Below are 19884 nucleotides of genomic sequence, written 5' to 3'. Positions count from 1 at the left end.
GGCCGAGCGTCGCTTCGACTTTCAGACCGTCTCGGCCGCCCAGACTGATCGAAGTGTTGCCGCGCCCCCCGACCTTACGATACGGATGACCCATGAAATTCCTCGATGAAGCCAAGGTTTACATCCGCTCCGGCGACGGCGGGAACGGCTGCGTGGCGTTCCGCCGCGAGAAGTTCATCGAGTTCGGCGGCCCCAATGGCGGCAATGGCGGCCGTGGCGGCGACATCATCGTCGAGGCGGCCGACGGCCTCAACACGCTGATCGACTACCGCTACCAGCAGCATTTCAAGGCGCCGAAAGGCGGAAACGGCATGGGTAGCGACCGCCACGGAGCCGGCGGCAAGGACGTCGTGATGAAGGTGCCGGTCGGCACCCAGATCTTCGACGAGGACAAGGAAACGCTGATTCACGACTTCACCAAGATCGGAGAGCGTTTCGTGCTGGCCAAGGGCGGCAATGGCGGCTTCGGCAACGCCCATTTCAAATCCTCGACCAACCGGGCGCCGCGCCACGCCAATCCGGGCCTTCCGGGCGAAGAGCGCTGGATCTGGCTGCGGCTGAAACTGATCGCCGATGCCGGCCTGGTCGGGCTGCCGAACGCCGGCAAATCGACGTTTCTGTCGAAGGTCAGCGCCGCCAAGCCGAAGATCGCCGACTATCCGTTCACCACGCTGCACCCACAGCTCGGCGTGGTGAACAGCGACGGCCGCGAATTCGTGCTGGCCGACATTCCCGGCCTGATCGAAGGCGCCCATGAAGGCGCCGGCCTTGGCGACCGCTTCCTCGGCCATATCGAGCGCTGTCGGGTGCTGCTGCATTTGATCGACGCAACCTGCGAACACGCCGGCAAAGCCTACAAGACGGTCCGCGGCGAACTCGAAGCCTATGCCGAGACGCTGGTCGACAAGATCGAGATCGTGGCGCTGAACAAGATCGACGCGGTCGAGCCGGACGAACTGAAAAAGCAGAAGGATCGGCTGAAGCGCGCCGCCAAGAAGACGCCGCTGCTGCTGTCCGGCGTGACCGGTCAGGGCGTGCCGGAGGCGCTGCGGGCACTGGTCGCGGTGATCGGTGAAGCTCCCGTCTCGGACAAGGCGATCGGGACTGCCGACAATCCGGCCGAAGCCAAGCCCTGGGCGCCGCAGGACGCCTGACCCCTCGCAGTTGGCCGGATGACGGCAGATCTGCCGGTCCGTTCGCACGGCTTGCGCAGGCCGGCCCGGTGCTGCAGAACGGGCCTCTTCCTGCCAGTCGCCCCGCTTTGCGGGCCGTGACCTCGTGATCGATACTCCCCATGACCAGCCCCAAGCTCCACGATTTCCGCCGTATCGTCGTCAAGGTCGGCTCGTCGCTGCTGATCGACTCCGCCGCCGGTGAGGTGCGGGCCGGGTGGCTGACGGCGCTCGCCGCCGACATTGCCGAGCTGCATCGCGGCGGCCGTGATGTGATGGTGGTGTCGTCCGGCTCGATTGCGCTGGGACGAAGCCGACTGAAGCTGCCGCGCGGGCCGCTGAAGCTCGAGGAGAGCCAGGCCGCCGCCGCGGTCGGCCAGATCGAGCTGGCGCGAACCTGGTCGGAAGTGCTCGGCGCTCACGGCATCGGCGCCGGACAGATCCTGGTGACGTTCCAGGACACCGAGGAACGCCGGCGCTATCTCAACGCCCGCTCGACCATCGGCAAGCTGCTGGAATGGCACGCGGTGCCGGTGATCAACGAGAACGACACCGTCGCCACCACCGAGATCCGTTACGGCGACAACGACCGGCTCGCGGCGCGGGTCGCCACGATGGCGAGCGCCGATCTGCTGATCCTGCTGTCCGACATCGATGGATTGTACACCGCGCCCCCCGGCAGCAATCCTGACGCCACGTTGATCCCGGTGGTCGACTCGATCACCGCCGAGATCGAAGGCATGGCCGGTGCGGCCGGCTCGGAGCTGTCGCGCGGCGGCATGCGGACCAAGATCGAGGCGGCCAAGATCGCGACCTCGGCCGGAACGCATATGCTGATCGCCTCAGGCAAGATCGATCATCCGCTCAAGGCGATCGCCGAGGGCGGCAAATGCACCTGGTTCCTGACGCCCGCCAACCCGGTCACCGCACGAAAGCGCTGGATAGCAGGCTCGCTTGAGCCGAAGGGCACGCTGACGATCGACGCCGGCGCAGTCAGTGCACTGCGCGCCGGCAAGAGCCTGCTGCCGGCCGGCGTGATCCGGGTCGACGGCCAGTTTTGCCGCGGCGACGCGGTGATCGTCCGCGGTCCCGACACCGACGAGATCGGTCGCGGTCTGGTCGCTTACGACGCCGAGGACGCCGAGAAGATCAAAGGACGGTCGTCGCCCGACGTGATGATGATCCTCGGCATCACCGGCCGGGCCGAGATGATCCATCGCGACGATCTTGTGGTCGGGACAGCGCCGGCCTAAGGCGCCACATCCTTGCGCGAGATGTCCTGACGCCCGTGGAGAACCCGAACAATTCTGATTCCATCAGGCTCGGTGGAATAGAAAATCAAGTAGTTGCCGACGGGGAAGCTGCGTAGCGACAACGACAGTTCGGCGCGCCTACGTCCTGCTGCTGGATTGATGGCCAGCATGGCCATCGCGTCGGTGATCAGTGAGATCACCGCATCCGCACTCCTCTCACTGTCCGCAGCAATGAAAGACCAGATCTCATCAAGATCGGCCCGTGCTTTTGGATTGATCCGCCGCTTATGAGCCACGCTTCTCTGCCGCAGCCCGGTCCGCGGTCAGCCGCTCTCGCCCCCGGCGCTTGACGTCTTCCGCGAGCTCCGCGGGATCGAATTCTTCAGCTGGCCCGCTGTCCAGCCCCTTCTGGATCTCAGTGCGCAGTGCTTCGAGCTTGGCCTCGCGCGCCTGCATCTGGCGCAGGCTTTCCCGCACGACATCGCCGGCGGTCTCGTAGCGTCCGCTTTCGACCAGACTGTCGACGAACGCCGCAGCGTGCTCGTCGAGGGTGTAGCTGCCGGCCATGGGAGCCTCCTTGAGCAGATTTCAAAAGGATAGGGATCACCCGGTTTCCCTGCAACCGGCTTGGCGTACCGGCGTTTTCCGCCTATTTACATGACGCACCACGGATTTTTCAGGCTCAACCCTATGACCGCCTCGCTCAAAGCCATCGACGGCAGCGCCGAACTGACGACGCTGATGACCGACCTGGGCCGCCAGGCCCGCGCTGCCGCCCGGATTCTGGCGCTGGCGCCGCCGGAGCAGAAGAACCGCGCGCTGGAAGCGATGGAGCGCGCGATCCACGCCGGCGCCGACAAGATTCTGGCGGCGAATGCCGAGGATGTCGCCGACGCCAAGGCTTCCGGTACCACCGCGGCGTTCTTGGACCGGCTGACGCTGACGCCGGCGCGCGTCGCAGCGATGGCCGAAGGCATCGCGGTGGTGCGCGGCATTGCCGACCCGGTCGGCACTGTGACCGAGAGCTGGCAGCGGCCGAACGGCATGACCATCGAGCGCGTCCGCGTGCCGCTCGGGGTCGTGGCGGTGATCTTCGAAAGCCGGCCCAATGTGGCCGCCGACGCCGGCGTGCTGTGCCTGAAGTCCGGCAACGCCGTGATCCTGCGCGGCGGCTCGGAGAGCTTCCGCTCCTGCCGGGCGATCCATCACTGTCTGGTGCAGGGTCTGCGCGAGGCCGGGCTGCCGGATGCGGCGATTACTTTGGTGCCGACCCGCGACAGGGCGGCGGTGGGCTTGCTGCTTTCGGGCCTCGATGGAACGGTCGACGTCATAGTGCCGCGCGGCGGCAAGAGCCTGGTGGCCCGCGTCGAAAGCGAAGCGCGGGTGCCGGTGTTCGCGCATCTGGAAGGCGTCAATCACGTCTATGTCGATCGCAGCGCTGATCTCGAGATGGCGAAGTCGATCGTGCTGAACGCCAAGATGCGCCGCACGGGCGTCTGCGGCGCAGCCGAAACGCTGCTGATCGATCGCGCTGCCGCTGCAACGCATCTCGCCCCGCTGGTGACGATGCTGATCGATTCCGGATGCGAAGTGCGCGGCGACCAAGCTGTGCAACAGGCCGACCCGCGCGTGAAGTCGGCGAGCGATGAGGACTGGGACACCGAGTATCTCGACGCGGTGATCGCGGCCAAGACCGTGGACGGCGTCGATGCGGCGATCGCGCATATCCACGACCACGGCTCGCACCACACCGATGCCATTGTTGCGGAGGACGCGCAGGCCGCCGCGAAGTTTCTCAGCGAGGTCGACTCCGCGATCGTACTGCACAACGCCTCGACGCAGTTCGCCGACGGCGGCGAATTCGGCTTCGGCGCCGAGATCGGAATTGCGACGGGCAAATTCCACGCGCGCGGACCGGTCGGCGCCGAACAGCTCACGACGTTCAAGTATCGCATCCATGGCAGCGGTCAGACCCGGCCGTGATGCTGCCCTGTCGCCGAGGCTGAGGTGACGACGGACTTCGCGGCAGCCCGCCGCGCGATTCCGCCGTTCACACCTGGAATGCGGATCGGCCTGCTCGGGGGCTCGTTCAATCCGCCGCATCTGGCGCATCGCGCCATCAGTCAGTTCGCGATCAAACGGCTGAAACTCGACCGGGTGTGGTGGCTGGTGTCGCCGGGTAATCCGCTGAAGGACATCTCCAGCCTGCGCGAGATCGACGCCCGGGTCGCCGCCGCGCAGGCGATCGCGGACGATCCGCGGATTCAGGTCAGCCGTCTCGAAGCCGTCATCGGCACCCGCTACACTGCCGACACTCTCCGCTATCTGCGCCGGCATTGTCCCGGCGCTCGCTTCGTCTGGATCATGGGCGCCGATAATTTGGCTCAGTTCCATCGCTGGCAGCAGTGGCAGCAGATCGCGGCCGAGGTCCCGATCGCGGTGATCGACCGCCCGCCGACCAGCCTCCGCGCGTTGGCGTCTCCCGCCGCGCAGCGTCTGATGCGAGCACGCCTTCCTGCTAACGAGGCGGCCAAGCTGGCAGATTGCGATCCACCGGCTTGGGTGTTTCTGACGGGGCTGAAATCGCCGGTGTCCTCGACCGCTTTGCGGAACCCCGATGGAAGCTGGAAGACATGCTGATCGCGGCCGCTGGACTCTCGGCGCGTAACACCCCACATCGGGCCTGTGACTTTTGCGAGACGGCGCTGCGGCCTCGTGGGCCCGCCGGGGTCACCCCGATTCCACTTTGCTGGAAATTGCTTTAGAATGACCTGTGCACGCCGAGAGTCGGCGCGCACGATACAGTGAAAGGAAAGGTCCCTGACCACTTCTGTATTGTCCACGTCGGCTTTGCCGAAATCGGTCGCGGCAAAGGTAACGCGGTCCGCGTCAAACAGGACTGCGCCGGTACCGTCCCCCGAAGCGATCGCTCCGGTTGCTCCGCAGTTGAAAACTGCGCCGGATGCCGAGACGACGCTGCAACTGATCCTCTCCCGCCTCGACGACATGAAGGCGGAAGAGACGGTGACCATCGACCTCCGCGGCAAATCAGCGATGTTCGACTACGTGGTCGTCACCAGCGGGCGGGCCAACCGCCATGTCGGTGCGATTGCCGAGAACGTCGTCAAGGCGCTGAAGCAGGCCGGCATCGCCGCCCCGCACGTCGAAGGCTTGCCGAATTGCGACTGGGTGCTGATCGACAGCGGCGACGTGGTGTTGCACGTCTTCCGTCCCGAGGTCCGCGAGTTCTACAATCTCGAGCGATTGTGGACCCAAGGACCGTCGCCGGCAAAGACGCTGTAGTCGCAGCGCTGGGCGTCGTCGCGCCCGAACGGCGCGAGACCGAATGATGACTGGCGCGGTTGCGCGCGGAGGGCGCGTAAGCCGATGCGATTGACTGTGGTTGCCGTCGGCAAATTGAAGCAGGGGCCGGAGCGCGAGCTTGCCGAGCGGTATCGCTCGCGGTTCGACGATCTCGGCCGCAAGCTCGGCTTCCGCGGCCTCGACATTCATGAAATCACCGAAAGCCGCGCCCGCGAGGCGCCGGCACGGATGGCGGAGGAAGCCGCCGCGATCGCCGCTCAGGTGCCGGACGGAGCGGTGCTGGTGACGCTCGACGAGCGAGGCCAAAGCCTCGGCAGCGTCGCCTTCGCCAACCAGCTCGGGCGCTGGCGGGACGAGCAGGTAACCGGTACTATTTTCGTGATTGGCGGTGCCGACGGACTTTTGCCTGAATTGCGGCGCAAGGGAAAGTTGAGCCTGTCGTTCGGCGCTGCGACCTGGCCGCACCAGATGGTCCGTGTCCTGCTGCTGGAGCAGATTTACCGGGCCGCGACGATCTTGGCGGGACATCCTTATCATCGTGCGTAACCGACGCCGTAGTGAACCGATGCATGCACCGCGCGCCTCCGCTGTGAGTGACGAAAGGGCTGCATCGTTCTGGCGGCCTGCGGCGCTGTTGTCCGCAGGCCTCGCCGTCAGCGGCCTTCTCGGCGGCGATCTTGGGCACGCGCTGATCGCTCCGGCAGCGGCACAAACCGCGCCAGCCAAGACGACGGCGGCGCCGTCGATGGCCGATCTCATCAAGCAACACGAGCAGGAGCTGGAGGCGGCGCGGGCGCGGCAGAAAAGCGCTGCCGAGCAGCAGGACAAGCTCAAAGCCGATCTGGCTGCGATCGGCGCCGATCGCACCAAACTGAACCAGGAACTGATCGACGTTGCCGCCAAGGTCCGGACGGTCGAAACCCGGATCAGCGATGCCGAAGCCCGCCTCCGTCCGCTCGACGCACGCGAAACCGAAATCCGTACCTCGCTGGATCAGCGCCGCGACGAAATCGGCGAAGTGCTGGCGGCGCTGCAACGCGCCGGCCGCCGCGCACCGCCGGCGCTGTTGGTGCGCCCGGAAGATGCGCTGGAATCGCTGCGCACCGCGATCCTGCTCGGCGCGGTCGTGCCGGAACTGCGCACCCGGGCCGAACGGCTCGCGACCGATCTCGGCGAACTGATCGCCGTGCGTCAGAAGATCTCCGCCGAGCGCGACCAGCTTGCCGCCGACCGCAGCCGGTTGACCACGGACCAGACCCGGCTGACGGCTCTCGTCGAGGAACGGCAGCGACAGCAGAGTTCGGTCGAGAAGGACATCGAAGCCGAGCGCGGCCGGGCGCTGACGCTATCGCGTCAGGTCGACAGCCTGCAGGGCCTGATCGCCAAGATGGAGCAGGACCTCAAGAGCGCCGCGAAAGCCGCCGCGGCCGCCGAGAAGGGCGCACCGGCATCCGCCAAACCGAACATGGCTGCGCTTAAGGATCCCGGCCGGCTCAGCCCCGCGATCGCCTTCGCGTCCGCCAAGGGAATGCTGCCGCTGCCGGTCAACGGCACCAAGATCCGCGAATTCGGCCGCCCCGACGGGGTCGGCGGCGTCGAGCGCGGCATCTCACTGGCGACCCGCGCCGGAGCCCAGATTACGACACCTTGCGATGGTTGGGTGGTGTATGCTGGGCCGTTCCGCTCCTATGGACAACTCTTGATCCTCAACGCCGGTGGCGGATATCATGTCCTGATCGCCGGGATGGAGCGCATTTCAGTCAATATCGGCCAATTCGTGCTCACGGGAGAGCCGGTCGCGACCATGGGGTCGACCTCGCGGGTCGCCTCGATCCTCGCTGCCAACGCCAGTCAGCCCGTGCTCTATGTCGAGTTCCGTAAAGACGGCACTCCTATCGATCCTGGCCCATGGTGGGCCGCAAATGAAGGCGAGAAGGTTCGCGGATGATGCGCAAGACTTCGGTAATCCTCCTCAGCGCCGTCACCGGCGCCGCGCTGACACTTTTCGTCACTCAGCCGCGCACGATGCTGATGGGCGCCACCGCGCGTGCCGCCACTTCCGACACCTATCGCCAGCTCAATCTGTTCGGCGACGTGTTCGAGCGCGTGCGTAGCGACTACGTCGAGAAGCCCGACGATTCCAAGCTGATCGAATCCGCCATCAGCGGGATGCTGACCGGCCTCGATCCGCACTCCAGCTACATGGACGCCAAGAGCTTCCGTGACATGCAGGTGCAGACCCGCGGCGAGTTCGGCGGTCTCGGGATCGAAGTCACGATGGAGGACGGCCTGATCAAGGTGGTGTCGCCGATCGACGATACCCCGGCGTCGAAGGCCGGCATCCTCGCCAACGACATCATCACCAATCTCGACGACGAAGCCGTGCAGGGCCTGACCCTGAACCAGGCGGTCGAAAAGATGCGCGGCCCGGTCAACACCAAGATCCGGCTGAAGATCGTCCGCAAGGGCCAGGACAATCCGATCGAAGTGACGCTGGTGCGCGACAACATCCGGGTCCGCTCGGTGCGTGCGCGCGTCGAGGACGGCGACATCGGCTACATCCGCATCACCACCTTCAACGAGCAGACCACCGAAGGGCTCAAGAAGGAGATCGCCAATCTCACCAATCAGATCGGCGCCGACAAGCTGAAGGGCTTCATCCTCGACCTCCGCAACAATCCGGGAGGCTTGCTCGAGGAAGCCGTGACGGTGTCGGACGCCTTCCTCGATCGTGGCGAGATCGTCTCGACCCGCGGCCGGAATGCCGAAGAGACCCAGCGCCGCTCCGCTCATGCGGGCGACCTCACCAAGGGCAAGCCGCTGATCGTGCTGATCAACGGCGGCTCCGCCTCGGCGTCGGAGATCGTCGCCGGCGCGCTGCAGGATCACAAGCGCGCCACCGTGGTCGGCACCCGTTCGTTCGGCAAGGGCTCGGTGCAGACCATCATCCCGCTCGGCTCGGGCAACGGTGCGCTGCGACTGACCACGGCGCGCTACTACACGCCGTCGGGCAAATCGATTCAGGCCAAGGGCATCACCCCGGACATCGAAGTGATGCAGGACGTCCCGGCCGACCTCAAGGCACGCACCGACACCAAGGGTGAAGCCTCGCTGCGCGGCCATCTCAAGGGCGCCGATGGCGAGGAGAAGACCGGCTCGCAATCCTACGTGCCGCCGGATGCCAAGGACGACAAGGCGCTCAAGGCCGCCGAGGATCTGCTGCACGGCATCAAGGTCAATGCGACCGCCCCGGCGGCCGACAAGGCCGTCACTGGCGACAAGGCCGCGATCGACAAGCCGGCCGGCAACAAGGCGGCGAACTGATCGTTCGTCTTCGGCTCATCGATGTGTTTCGGAAGGGCGGCCAGCGAGCCGCCCTTTTTGCTGCGCGCCCGGCTGAAACCGGCGACGCGGCGTCAGCCGCGGCAGCATCGTGCTATCGTCGCAGCGACTGATTCGGGAGATCGGTGGCAGTGTCGGCGGACGAACTAAGTACCCCGCTGGGTCAGAAGCGGAGCCGTTGGCAGCGGCTGCGCCGTTACCGGCTGCCATTCAACGCCACCCAGACGATCGCGACGGCGCTGGGCCTGTTCGTCCTGGCCTTCCTCGGTTTCGCGGTGTTCGGCAACAACCCGTTCGGAGGCGAGCCGATCGTTCATGTCGAGATCAAACCGGCCCCCGACGAGCCGAAGCAGGCCGCCGCACAGACCGGCAAGGATGATGGCGGCAAGGCTGACGGTGCGCCCGCCGCAGCAGCCGTGCAGCACAGCAGCAAGGAAGCGGTGCCGGGCCAGAAGACCATCACCATCATCGACGGCTCGAAAGGCACCCGTCAGGACGTGGTGGTCGGGACCGACGGGGCGAGCCAGGCGGAGCCAGCGGCAAGCCAATTGACCGCCGATGGCATCAATCCGCGGCTGCTCGAGCAATCCCGCTACGGAATGATTCCGACCATGGCCGGCGGGCTGAAGCCGTTCTCGGCTTATGCGATGACCAGCGACGCCGATCGAACCAAGGCCGAGCGCATGCCGACGGTATCGATCGTCGTCAGCGGCCTCGGCATCGGCGCGACCCGGACCAATGACGCGGTGATGAAGCTTCCGGCTGCGGTGACGCTGGCATTCACGCCCTATGGTTCCGATCCTGGGAAGCTGGCGACGGAAGCGCGGCAGCGCCGCCACGAGGTGGTGCTGCAGATCCCGATGGAGCCGTTCGACTACCCCGACAACGATCCCGGGCCGCAGACCCTGCTGACCTCCAGCGCGCCCGAGCAGAATATCGACCGGCTGAATTGGCATCTGAGCCGGATTCAGGGCTATGTCGGCCTGTCGAATTTCATGGGCGCCCGGTTCGTTGCCACCGAGCCGGCGATGCAGGCGGTCATCCGCGACGCCGCCAAGCGCGGCCTCGGCTACCTCGACGACGGCACGGCGCCGCGAAGCGTGGCCGGCACCCTGGCCAAGTCGCTGGCGATGCCCTATGCGCGAGCCGATCTGACGATCGATGCGGTGCCCGCGGGCGCCGATATCGACAAGGCTCTGACGCGGCTGGAGAGCATCGCCAAGGAGCGAGGCAGCGCAATCGGCATGGCTTCTGCGCTTCCCGTGACGATTGAACGAATTGTCAACTGGAGCAAGGGCTTGGAAGGCCGCGGCATTCTGCTGGTGCCATTGACAACGGCGATGCTGAAATCAAAATCGAGTTGAGTCCCCCGTACCGGGGGACGCGGAAGGCACTGACGGAATGGCTCGCTACGAAGACCTGCCCTATCGAACCTGTGTCGGCGTGATGCTGATCAACCGGGAGGGTCTGGTGTTCATCGGGCGCCGCGCCGGTGGCATCGAACACGTCGACGACACTCACGTCTGGCAAATGCCGCAAGGCGGCGTCGATCCCGGCGAGGACACCTGGGAAGCCGCCAAGCGCGAGCTTTATGAAGAAACCAGCGTGCTCTCGGTCGAGAAACTCGCCGAAGTCCCCGACTGGCTGATCTACGATATTCCGCGGACCGTCGCCGGCCGCGCCTGGAAGGGACGCTATCGCGGCCAGCGCCAGCGCTGGTTCGCGGCCCGGTTCACGGGTGCCGATAGCGAAATCAACGTCGCTCAGCCGGGCGGCGGCTACAAGCCGGAATTCACGACCTGGCGCTGGGAGCCGATGCACAATCTCCCGGAGCTGATCGTGCCGTTCAAGCGGCCGGTCTATGAGCGCGTCGTCAAGGAATTCTCGCAACTCGCCGCGGCGGTGTGAGACGACCGGTCCTTTCGTCATTGCGAGCGCAGCGAAGCAATCCAGGGGCTCGGTGAACTGAGCCCCTGGATTGCTTCGTCGCTACGCTCCTCGCAATGACGCGGGAATTCCGTGACCAATCTTGCCGCCTCGTCGCGCGGTGGCGGGACGATCACCGCGCCGCCAGCGCGGCCTGCAGGATGTGATCGCAATGCGCCTTCACGGTGTGATGGGCGAGGACGTGGTCGCGTGCGGCCAGCGCCATGTGGCGCAGCTTGTCTTTGTCGGCCAGCGCTGACGTGACGGCGCGCTCCAGCCCGCCCGGTTCGATGTCGTAGTACACGCCGTGCTGGCCAGACAGCAGCGGCGCGTAGCGCAGGATGGTCGGATTGTTCATCAGCGGCACCGATTGAACGATCGGCGCTTCATAGTGGCGGTAGCAATCCCAGCCCATGCCTTCCGGCGACCACGCCAGCCAGGAATGCGACATCCGCTCCATGAAGGCGTCGTAGGGCAGCCGCTCGGTCGGCTGATCGATCCGCACGCCCATCGCCCGTAGCCGCTCGAGCTCCGGCAGGCCGTCCCGGCGAACCGTTGAATTGCCGTCGACCGATCCGATGAAGAAGATATCGTGGGTTTTCTCGGGAAACGGCGCGTCACGCCAGCGCGCCTCGAAGCGGAATTGCGGCAGCGAGATCGGCTGCAGCTTGTCGATCCGTCGCAGCCACTTTTCGCTGCGGCGGTAGCGCAGCGTCGGCAGATGCGGATGCACCGTGCCGGCCAGCGCCTGCCATTTGTCGCAAGGCAGCTCGCGCTTGAAATACGCCTTGGCCTTGTCGAGCAGAAACACGCTGCTCTTCGAGATCGCGAAGTGATCGTCCATCTCGACCGCGACCAGCGGCACCGGCGACTTCACCCAGCGAAAAACGCTGGGACCGAACTGCCGGGTCAGCGCCGCCCACGGATGGGTCGGGGTGTAGAAGATGCCCCGCGCCCAGTAGCGCGGATGCCAGGGCGAATAGCGAAGGCTGTTGACCACCACGACGTCGTACTCGCCGCGGCCGGCGGCGCGAAGCTCGCGCAGCACGCGGTCCGGCGTCGAGAACCCGTCGAGCTTGCCGAAATCATCCGTCAGCTTGGTCCAGGTCCACAGGCAGGTGGTGCGCTCTGGATACTGCAGTTTGAAATAGCCCCCGCCGATTTCGAGAATGCGGAGCTGGGAGGTATCGACGGGCGTGGTCATGGAGCGAAATCGCCTGGCGTGGGAGCGCGTGCAGGCGCAATGCGCCCGGGGCGGCGGCGCAGGGCCGGTTTCGGCGCTTGCCTAGCATGGGGTTTCTTGCCATTCAATGCGGCGCAAAATGGCTGCCGCGACCGTGGTCGGCCGTCCGTTTCGAGCCAAATGGGCACCCGTTCCCGCGACTGCGGCGCGTCCGAACCCGCCCCTGTCCAGGACCCAGCGATGCGATTGTCCCGACGAATTCTCGTGAGCGGCGGCGCCGGCTTCATCGGCTCGCACTTGTGCGACAAGCTGCTCGCCGAAGGCCACGAAGTGCTGTGCGTCGACAATTATTTCACCGGCTGGCGCCGCAACATCGAACATCTGGTCGGCACCCCGCGCTTCGAAGTGATGCGCCACGACGTCACCTTCCCGCTCTATGTCGAGGTCGACGACATCTACAATCTGGCCTGCCCGGCCTCGCCGGTGCACTATCAGCACGATCCGGTGCAGACGCTGAAGACCAGCGTGCACGGCGCGATCAACATGCTGGGCCTCGCCAAGCGCACCCGCGCCAAGATCTTCCAGGCCTCGACCAGCGAGGTGTACGGCGATCCGAACGTGCATCCGCAGCCGGAGAGCTATTGGGGACACGTCAATCCGCTCGGGATTCGCGCCTGCTACGATGAAGGCAAGCGCGCCGCCGAGACGCTGTTCTTCGACTATCACCGCCAGCACAAGGTGAAGATCAAGGTCGCGCGAATCTTCAATACCTACGGACCGCGGATGCATCCGAACGACGGCCGCGTGGTGTCGAATTTCATCGTCCAGGCGCTCTCGGGCAACGACATCACCATCTACGGCGACGGCAGCCAGACGCGCTCGTTCTGCTACGTCACCGATCTGCTCGACGGTTTCGCGAAGCTGATGGCCACCGGCGACGAATTCATCGGCCCGGTCAATCTCGGCAATCCGGTGGAGTTCACCATCCGCCAGCTCGCCGAGATGGTGATCGAGATGACCGGTTCGAAGTCTAAACTGGTGCTGATGCCGCTGCCGTCCGACGATCCGCGGCAGCGCCAACCCGACATCTCGCTGGCGCGGCGCGAACTCGGCTGGGAGCCGAAGGTGCCGCTCGCCGACGGGCTGAAGGAGACCATCGGCTACTTCCGCACACTGATGGCGTCGTGACCGCGCACCCGCCCACCCGGTCGCTTCCCTATCGCCGCAATGTCGGCATCGCACTGTTCGGTCTCGACGGCAGGGTCCTGATCGGGCGACGGTTTCGCGACGACGGTCCAGAGATCATCCTGCCGGGGCTCGAATGGCAGATGCCACAAGGCGGCATCGACGAAGGCGAGGAGCCGCGAGTCGCGCTGATGCGCGAACTCTGGGAAGAGACCGGCGTGACCAATGCCGAGATCCTCGGCGAGACCGACTGGGTCAGTTACGACTTCCCGCCTTATGACGGCCCGCCACACCGGCTCGCGGTGTTTCGCGGCCAGCGCCAGAAGTGGTTCGCGCTGCGCTTCACCGGCAGCGAGACCGAGATCGATCCACTCGCGGTCCGCAACGGCATGCCGCCGGAATTCGATGCCTGGCGCTGGGAGCGCCTCGACCGCGTCGCCGATCTCGTCGTGCCGTTTCGCCGCGAGGTCTATCGCGAGGTGGCGCGGAGCTTTGCGGGGCTCGCCGCCGCTCAGGCTTAGCCGCGGCGCCTTCTTCACCACGGAACGTCATGCACGGACTTGACCCGCGCATCCATCATCCTTGGGAAAGAGGATGGATTGCAGGGTCAAGCCCGGCAATGACCACTGCGTAGAACGTCGCCTCAAATGCAAATGGCCGGGACGATGCCCGGCCATTCGAAACGTCAGAACACCGGCGCGTGGCGTCAGTGCATCGCGGTGGTGTTGAGCTCGTGCTGGATGCTCTTGAAGTGATCGAGGCGTTCGATCGCGCTGTCCAGCTCGTCGCCGACCTTGCTGGGGAGCTGCTGCTCCATGGTCTGGATGGTCGCGGCGAACTCCTCAAGATCCACATCCGGAGCCGCCGTCGCAACGTCGGCCAGCACGGTCAGGCCCTTGTCGGACACTTCGGCGATGCCGCCGAGCACCACGATCTTCTGCTTGTTGGCGCCCGCCGTGACGGTGAGGATGCCGGGGCGGATCACCGCCACGACCGGCGCGTGGCCGGCGAGTACGCCGAAGTCACCTTCGGCACCCGGAATATCGACCTGATCGACCTCGCCGGAGAAGGCGACCATTTCGGGCGAAACCAGATCGAAGTGGAAGGTGGACATATCTCGTCTCATCCGCTGCCCTCATCCTGAGGAGCGCGCTGTTGCGCGCGTCTCGAAGGATGAGATGGTGGTCGACACCCTTCGAGACGCCGGCCTGCGGCCGGCTCCTCAGGGTGAGGTTCGTTTGGTTAGGCCGCTTCGGCGGCGAGCTTCTTGCCCTTCTCGACCGCTTCTTCGATGGTGCCGACCATGTAGAACGCCGCTTCCGGCAGATGGTCGTACTTGCCTTCGCAGATCGCGCGGAAGCCCTTGATGGTGTCGGCGAGGTCGACGAACTTGCCGGGCGAGCCGGTGAACACTTCGGCGACGAAGAACGGCTGCGACAGGAAGCGCTCGATCTTACGGGCGCGGGCCACGGTCAGCTTGTCCTCTTCGGACAGTTCGTCCATGCCCAGGATCGCGATGATGTCCTGCAGCGACTTGTACTTCTGCAGGATCTGCTGAACCATACGCGCGGTGTTGTAGTGCTCTTCGCCGACGATCGAGGCGGACAGCATGCGCGAGGTCGAGTCGAGCGGGTCCACCGCCGGGTAGATGCCCTTTTCCGAGATCGCACGGTTGAGCACGGTGGTTGCGTCCAAGTGCGCGAACGAGGTCGCGGGCGCCGGGTCGGTCAAGTCGTCGGCCGGCACGTAGATCGCCTGCACCGAGGTGATCGAGCCCTTGGTGGTGGTGGTGATGCGCTCCTGCAGCGCGCCCATGTCGGTCGCGAGCGTCGGCTGATAACCCACCGCCGACGGGATACGGCCGAGCAGCGCCGACACTTCCGAACCCGCCTGGGTAAAGCGGAAGATGTTGTCGACGAAGAACAGCACGTCCTGGCCCTGATCGCGGAAGTGCTCGGCGACGGTCAGACCGGTTAGACCGACGCGGGCTCGGGCGCCCGGCGGTTCGTTCATCTGGCCGTACACGAGGGCGCACTTCGAGCCTTCGCCGCCGCCCTTCTTGTTGACGCCGGATTCGATGAACTCGTGATAGAGGTCGTTGCCTTCGCGGGTGCGCTCGCCGACGCCGGCGAACACCGAGTAGCCGCCGTGGGCGCGGGCGACGTTGTTGATCAGCTCCTGGATCAGCACGGTCTTGCCAACGCCGGCGCCGCCGAACAGGCCGATCTTGCCGCCCTTGGCGTAAGGCGCGAGCAGGTCGACGACCTTGATGCCGGTGACGAGGATTTCGGCTTCGGTCGACTGGTCGGTGTAGGCCGGGGCTTCCTGGTGGATGGCGCGGAGGCCTTCCGAGCTGATCGGGCCCTGCTCGTCGACCGGCTCACCGATCACGTTCATGATGCGGCCGAGCGTGCCGGCGCCGACCGGCACCGAGATCGGTGCGCCGGTGTCGGTGACTTCCTGGCCGCGAACCAGACCTTCGGTGGTGTCCATCGCAATGGTGCGGACGGTCGATTCACCGAGATGCTGCGCAACTTCCAGCACCAGGCGGTTGTCGCCGTTGGTGGTTTCGATGGCGTTCAGAATGGCCGGCAGATGCCCTTCGAACTGAACGTCGACGACGGCGCCGATCACCTGCGTGATGCGTCCGGTCTGATTGGCGGGTGTAGCCATTTCAACTGTCTCCCTGAAGTCCGAAAACCCGTCCACGGTCGATCGACCGGACGTAAAACCTTGTGAAGTCGCGTCAGATCGCCTCGGCGCCCGAGATGATCTCGATCAGTTCCTTGGTGATCATCGCCTGCCGGGTGCGGTTGTAGACCAGCGTCTGCTTGCGGATCATCTCACCGGCGTTGCGGGTGGCGTTGTCCATCGCGCTCATCTGCGCGCCGTAGAACGAGGCGTTGTTCTCGAGCAGCGCGCGGAAGATCTGCACCGCGAGGTTGCGCGGCAGCAGGCCCGAGAGGATCTCGTCCTCTTCCGGCTCGTATTCGTAAGACGTCGCGGCTGCGCCGGCGGCAGGCGCCGTCACTTCCAGCGGGATCAACCGCTGGGCGGTCGGGATCTGCGAGATCACCGACTTGAAGCGCGAATAGAACAGTGTGCAGACGTCGAACTCGCCGGCATTGAAGCGGGCGATGACCTTCTTGGCGATGTCCTCGGCGTTGACGAAACCGATCTGACGCACCGAGCGCAGCTCGACATTGTCGATGATCTGCTTCTCGAAATTGCGGCGGAGCTGCTCGTAACCCTTGCGGCCGACGCAGAAGAACTTGACCGTCTTGCCCTGCCCCATCAGCTCGTACGCGCGCTCGCGGGCGAGGCGGACGATCGAGGAGTTGAACGCACCGGACAGGCCGCGTTCGCCGGTGCACACCAGCAGCAGATGAACCTGATCCTTGCCGTTGCCGGCCAGCAGCACCGGCGCGCCGGGCGAGCCCGCGGCGGCACCGGCGATATTCGAGATCACCGCTTCCATCTTCTCGGCGTAGGGCCGCGCTGCTTCCGCCGCCGTCTGGGCGCGGCGCAGCTTCGAGGCGGCCACCATCTGCATCGCCTTGGTGATCTTCTGCGTCGCCTTGGTCGAGGCGATGCGGACGCGCATGTCTTTAAGTGAAGCCATTCTCAGTCCACCCCGGCGATCTGACCTGTGATCCGACCGCGAACCTCAAACTCGTCATGCCCGAGCTCGTCCCGGGCATCCACGATGTCGAATAGCCACGTCGAGGACGTGGATGGCCGGGGAAGACCCCGGCCATGACAGTATCAAGCGAACGTCTTGGCGTAGCTCTCGACCACCGCCTTGAGCTTCGCAGCGGTGTCGTCGGAAAGATCGCGGCTGGTGCGGATCGCTTCGAGAATGCCCGACTCCTTGCCGCGCAGCAGCGCCAGCAGGCCGTCTTCGAACGCGCGCACCTTGCCGAGCGGCAGCGCATCGAGATAGCCGTTGGTGCCGGCCCAGATCACACAGACCTGCTCTTCCATCTTCAGCGGCGAGAACTGCGGCTGCTTCAGGAGTTCGGTCAGGCGCGAGCCGCGGTTCAGCAGGCGCTGGGTCGCGGCGTCGAGGTCGGAGCCGAACTGCGCGAACGCTGCCATTTCGCGGTACTGCGCGAGCTCGCCCTTGATCTTGCCGGCGACCTTCTTCATCGCCTTGGTCTGCGCCGACGAACCGACGCGCGACACCGACAGACCGACGTTCACGGCCGGGCGGATGCCCTGGAAGAACAGGTCGGTTTCCAGGAAGATCTGGCCATCGGTGATCGAGATCACGTTGGTCGGGATGTAGGCCGACACGTCGTTGGCCTGAGTTTCGATCACCGGCAGAGCGGTGAGCGAACCGTTGCCCTGCTCGTCATTGAGCTTGGCGGCGCGCTCCAGAAGCCGGGAGTGCAGATAGAACACGTCACCCGGATACGCTTCGCGGCCCGGCGGGCGGCGCAGCAGCAGCGACATCTGGCGGTAGGCGACGGCCTGCTTGGACAAGTCGTCATAGATGATGACGGCGTGCATGCCGTTGTCGCGGAAGTACTCGCCGATGGTGCAGCCGGTGAACGGCGCGATGTACTGCATCGGGGCCGGGTCCGACGCGGTCGCAGCGACGACGACCGAGTATTCCAACGCGCCCTGCTCTTCCAGAACCTTCACGAACTGGGCGACGGTGGAGCGCTTCTGACCGACCGCGACGTAGACGCAGTACAGCTTCTGGCTCTCGGGCGCGCCTTCGACGTTCAGCGGCTTCTGGTTCAGAATGGTGTCGAGCGCGATCGCGGTCTTGCCGGTCTGACGGTCACCGATGATCAGCTCGCGCTGACCACGACCGATCGGGATCAGGGCGTCGATCGCCTTGAGGCCGGTCGCCATCGGCTCGTGCACCGACTTGCGCGGAATGATGCCGGGCGCCTTGACGTCGACGCGCTTGCGCTCGACCGCCTGGATCGGGCCCTTGCCGTCGATCGGGTTACCCAGCGCATCGACGACGCGGCCGAGCAGACCCTTGCCGACCGGCGCGTCCACGATCGAACGGGTGCGCTTGACGGTCTGGCCTTCCTTGATCTCGCGGTCGGCACCGAAGATCACGACGCCGACGTTGTCGGTTTCGAGGTTCAGCGCCATGCCGCGCGTGCCGTTCTCGAACTCGACCATTTCGCCGGCGAGCACGTTATCCAGGCCATAAACACGGGCGATACCGTCGCCGACGGACAACACCTGTCCGACCTCGGAGACTTCGGCTTCCTGGCCGAAATTCTTGATCTGGTCCTTGAGGATCGCGGAAATTTCCGCGGCGCGGATGTCCATCAGCCTGCCTCTTTCATCGCGTGCTTGATCGAATTGAGTTTGGTGCGGAGCGAACTGTCGACCATTCGGCTACCGAGCTTGACGACAAGCCCGCCGATGATCGCCGGATCGACATTGATATTGAGGGCGACATCCTTGCCGGTCACCGACTTCAGCGCCGCCTTCAGCGCTTCGAGATTCTTGTCGCTGAGCTGCTCGGCGACGGTCACGTCGGCGGTCGCCTCGCCCTTGAACCTGGCGACGAGCGCGCGATAGGCGCGGATCACGTCGGCGACCACGAACAGCCGGCGGTTGGCCGCGAGCACTTTCAGAAAATTGGCGCTGATGCCGGTGATGCCCGCCTTGTCGAGCACCGCGGCCAGCGCCTTGCCCTGCACCTCTGAGGCGAACACCGGGCTACGGACGAGGCGAACCAGATCAGGGCTCCCCGCCAGCATCGCGCTGAACTTGTCCAGATCGGCGGTCACCGCATCGATGGATTTCTCGTCGCGGGCCAGTTCAAACAAAGCGGTCGCGTAACGACCGGAAACTCCGGAAACCGATGGATCTTCAGATGCCACGAGCGCGCTCTTCTTGCTGTCAAACGGCCAAGGAAAAAACCGTCGCCACGACGCGGCGCCCCCGATTTAAGCCCTTGGAATTCAAGCTGGACTTCGATTTCTGACCGGCACGATGGTCCGGCGGCCCTTAAAATCGCGGCTTTGCTAACATAGCGCGCGCGGAGGTGCAACACGATGGCACGAGCCCGCGTCGCCTTGTTGCATGTCGTCTTGCGTGTCGTCCGATAGATCGCCGGTGGGTCGATCCCTCCGCGGCGCAGGCCTGCAGTTCCGAGCATCAGCGCCCCGGGTCCACGACGCGTCGTGGAGTCGCTCGCTCGTGCCTCCTCGCGCTTCATTGACCGCTCGTAAGAACTCTGCCGCCCTTCGCATGGCGCATGGAGCCAATCACTCCAGTCGCAACTTCTCTATTTGCGGTTGCAACGAGCCGCCCGACACACGCGCGCAGCGTTAACAGCCGATTACTTGTGTGATTCGGCGCAGCGCGTCATGAAAACTTCGTAATACAATATTCGCTATCCACTTGAAGTAATTCTGAAGTAACACTCTTGTTGATATCAGAGTACCGTCCTGTACTGCGAAACATCACCAAATATTGTAGCGTGAAATAAGGCGGATTGACCGTCAATATTCAGCCTCAT

20 protein-coding genes are annotated in these 19884 nt (G+C 65.1%); 12 read left to right on the top strand and 8 right to left on the bottom strand.

What is annotated here, in order from left to right:
• Nucleotides 1-92 precede the first annotated feature (92 nt).
• Nucleotides 93-1154 carry a GTPase ObgE gene (gene obgE, locus M9H71_RS10285; RefSeq protein WP_455404931.1) on the top strand — a complete coding sequence of 354 codons (1062 nt, stop codon included), beginning with the start codon at nucleotides 93-95 and terminating at the stop codon, nucleotides 1152-1154.
• 140 nt (nucleotides 1155-1294) lie between these two features.
• Nucleotides 1295-2425, top strand: a complete 1131-nt coding sequence (gene proB, locus M9H71_RS10280) for a glutamate 5-kinase (protein WP_455404930.1) — start codon at nucleotides 1295-1297, stop codon at nucleotides 2423-2425.
• Here proB and M9H71_RS10275 read toward each other — a convergent pair.
• Together M9H71_RS10275 and M9H71_RS10270 are read right to left on the bottom strand one after the other, a co-directional pair.
• A complete protein-coding gene (locus tag M9H71_RS10275; RefSeq protein WP_455404929.1) occupies nucleotides 2422-2721 on the bottom strand; it encodes a type II toxin-antitoxin system RelE/ParE family toxin in 300 nt (99 codons plus the stop codon). The two genes, proB and M9H71_RS10275, sit on opposite strands and share 4 nt — an antisense overlap.
• Nucleotides 2711-2992, bottom strand: coding sequence for a type II toxin-antitoxin system ParD family antitoxin (locus M9H71_RS10270; RefSeq protein ID WP_455404928.1), 282 nt, complete (start codon nucleotides 2990-2992; stop codon nucleotides 2711-2713). Before M9H71_RS10270 ends, M9H71_RS10275 begins: the two co-directional genes overlap by 11 nt.
• A gap of 123 nt (nucleotides 2993-3115) precedes the next feature.
• Here M9H71_RS10270 and M9H71_RS10265 point away from each other — a divergent pair, with 123 nt between their 5' ends.
• From M9H71_RS10265 to M9H71_RS10230, 8 genes are all read left to right on the top strand, one after another.
• Nucleotides 3116-4408, top strand: coding sequence for a glutamate-5-semialdehyde dehydrogenase (locus M9H71_RS10265; RefSeq protein ID WP_455404927.1), 1293 nt, complete (start codon nucleotides 3116-3118; stop codon nucleotides 4406-4408).
• Between the two features lie 24 nt (nucleotides 4409-4432).
• Nucleotides 4433-5065 (top strand): nicotinate-nucleotide adenylyltransferase, encoded by a 633-nt coding sequence (locus M9H71_RS10260; protein ID WP_455404926.1) that lies wholly within the window; start codon nucleotides 4433-4435, stop codon nucleotides 5063-5065.
• A 306-nt stretch (nucleotides 5066-5371) separates the two neighbouring features.
• Complete coding sequence (gene rsfS / locus M9H71_RS10255) at nucleotides 5372-5728, top strand: ribosome silencing factor (protein ID WP_455404925.1); 357 nt, start codon at nucleotides 5372-5374, stop codon at nucleotides 5726-5728.
• Between the two features lie 84 nt (nucleotides 5729-5812).
• On the top strand, nucleotides 5813-6295 hold the full coding sequence (gene rlmH / locus M9H71_RS10250; protein ID WP_455404924.1) for a 23S rRNA (pseudouridine(1915)-N(3))-methyltransferase RlmH: 483 nt from the start codon (nucleotides 5813-5815) through the stop codon (nucleotides 6293-6295).
• A gap of 19 nt (nucleotides 6296-6314) precedes the next feature.
• Entirely contained in the window at nucleotides 6315-7697 is a 1383-nt protein-coding gene (locus M9H71_RS10245) for a murein hydrolase activator EnvC family protein (protein WP_455404923.1), read from the top strand.
• The gene (locus M9H71_RS10240) at nucleotides 7694-9073 is read left to right on the top strand and encodes a S41 family peptidase (RefSeq protein WP_455404922.1); all 1380 of its coding nucleotides are present in this window, start codon (nucleotides 7694-7696) and stop codon (nucleotides 9071-9073) included. Before M9H71_RS10245 ends, M9H71_RS10240 begins: the two co-directional genes overlap by 4 nt.
• 149 nt (nucleotides 9074-9222) lie before the next feature.
• A complete protein-coding gene (locus M9H71_RS10235; RefSeq protein ID WP_455405040.1) occupies nucleotides 9223-10455 on the top strand; it encodes a divergent polysaccharide deacetylase family protein in 1233 nt (410 codons plus the stop codon).
• Between the two features lie 37 nt (nucleotides 10456-10492).
• Complete coding sequence (locus tag M9H71_RS10230; RefSeq protein WP_455404921.1) at nucleotides 10493-10999, top strand: RNA pyrophosphohydrolase; 507 nt, start codon at nucleotides 10493-10495, stop codon at nucleotides 10997-10999.
• Between the two features lie 151 nt (nucleotides 11000-11150).
• On the opposite strand, the gene M9H71_RS10225 is transcribed toward M9H71_RS10230, so the two are convergent.
• Nucleotides 11151-12221, bottom strand: coding sequence for a glycosyltransferase (locus M9H71_RS10225; RefSeq protein ID WP_455404920.1), 1071 nt, complete (start codon nucleotides 12219-12221; stop codon nucleotides 11151-11153).
• Nucleotides 12222-12440: 219 nt separating this feature from the next.
• Here M9H71_RS10225 and M9H71_RS10220 point away from each other — a divergent pair, with 219 nt between their 5' ends.
• Nucleotides 12441-13388: a UDP-glucuronic acid decarboxylase family protein gene (locus M9H71_RS10220; RefSeq protein ID WP_455404919.1), complete on the top strand. Its 948-nt coding sequence runs from the start codon at nucleotides 12441-12443 to the stop codon at nucleotides 13386-13388.
• Nucleotides 13385-13906 (top strand): RNA pyrophosphohydrolase, encoded by a 522-nt coding sequence (locus tag M9H71_RS10215; protein WP_455404918.1) that lies wholly within the window; start codon nucleotides 13385-13387, stop codon nucleotides 13904-13906. Before M9H71_RS10220 ends, M9H71_RS10215 begins: the two co-directional genes overlap by 4 nt.
• A 185-nt stretch (nucleotides 13907-14091) precedes the next feature.
• Here the strand turns inward: M9H71_RS10215 and M9H71_RS10210 are convergent, their stop codons facing one another.
• The 5 genes from M9H71_RS10210 to M9H71_RS10190 all read right to left on the bottom strand — a co-directional run bounded on the left by M9H71_RS10210 (nucleotide 14092) and on the right by M9H71_RS10190 (nucleotide 19243).
• Nucleotides 14092-14499 (bottom strand): F0F1 ATP synthase subunit epsilon, encoded by a 408-nt coding sequence (locus tag M9H71_RS10210; RefSeq protein WP_455404917.1) that lies wholly within the window; start codon nucleotides 14497-14499, stop codon nucleotides 14092-14094.
• Nucleotides 14500-14627: 128 nt separating this feature from the next.
• The gene (atpD, locus tag M9H71_RS10205; protein WP_455404916.1) at nucleotides 14628-16058 is read right to left on the bottom strand and encodes a F0F1 ATP synthase subunit beta; all 1431 of its coding nucleotides are present in this window, start codon (nucleotides 16056-16058) and stop codon (nucleotides 14628-14630) included.
• Nucleotides 16059-16131: 73 nt separating this feature from the next.
• Entirely contained in the window at nucleotides 16132-17007 is an 876-nt protein-coding gene (locus M9H71_RS10200) for a F0F1 ATP synthase subunit gamma (protein ID WP_455404915.1), read from the bottom strand.
• Nucleotides 17008-17150: 143 nt separating this feature from the next.
• Entirely contained in the window at nucleotides 17151-18683 is a 1533-nt protein-coding gene (atpA, locus tag M9H71_RS10195) for a F0F1 ATP synthase subunit alpha (protein WP_455404914.1), read from the bottom strand.
• Nucleotides 18683-19243: a F0F1 ATP synthase subunit delta gene (locus M9H71_RS10190; RefSeq protein ID WP_455404913.1), complete on the bottom strand. Its 561-nt coding sequence runs from the start codon at nucleotides 19241-19243 to the stop codon at nucleotides 18683-18685. The genes atpA and M9H71_RS10190 overlap by 1 nt, the downstream gene beginning before the upstream one ends.
• Nucleotides 19244-19884 lie beyond the last annotated feature (641 nt).

The organism is Rhodopseudomonas parapalustris (assembly GCF_053772255.1).
The sequence above is the reverse complement of the archived record's forward strand: the minus strand, read 5'-3'. Positions and strand labels throughout refer to the sequence as shown.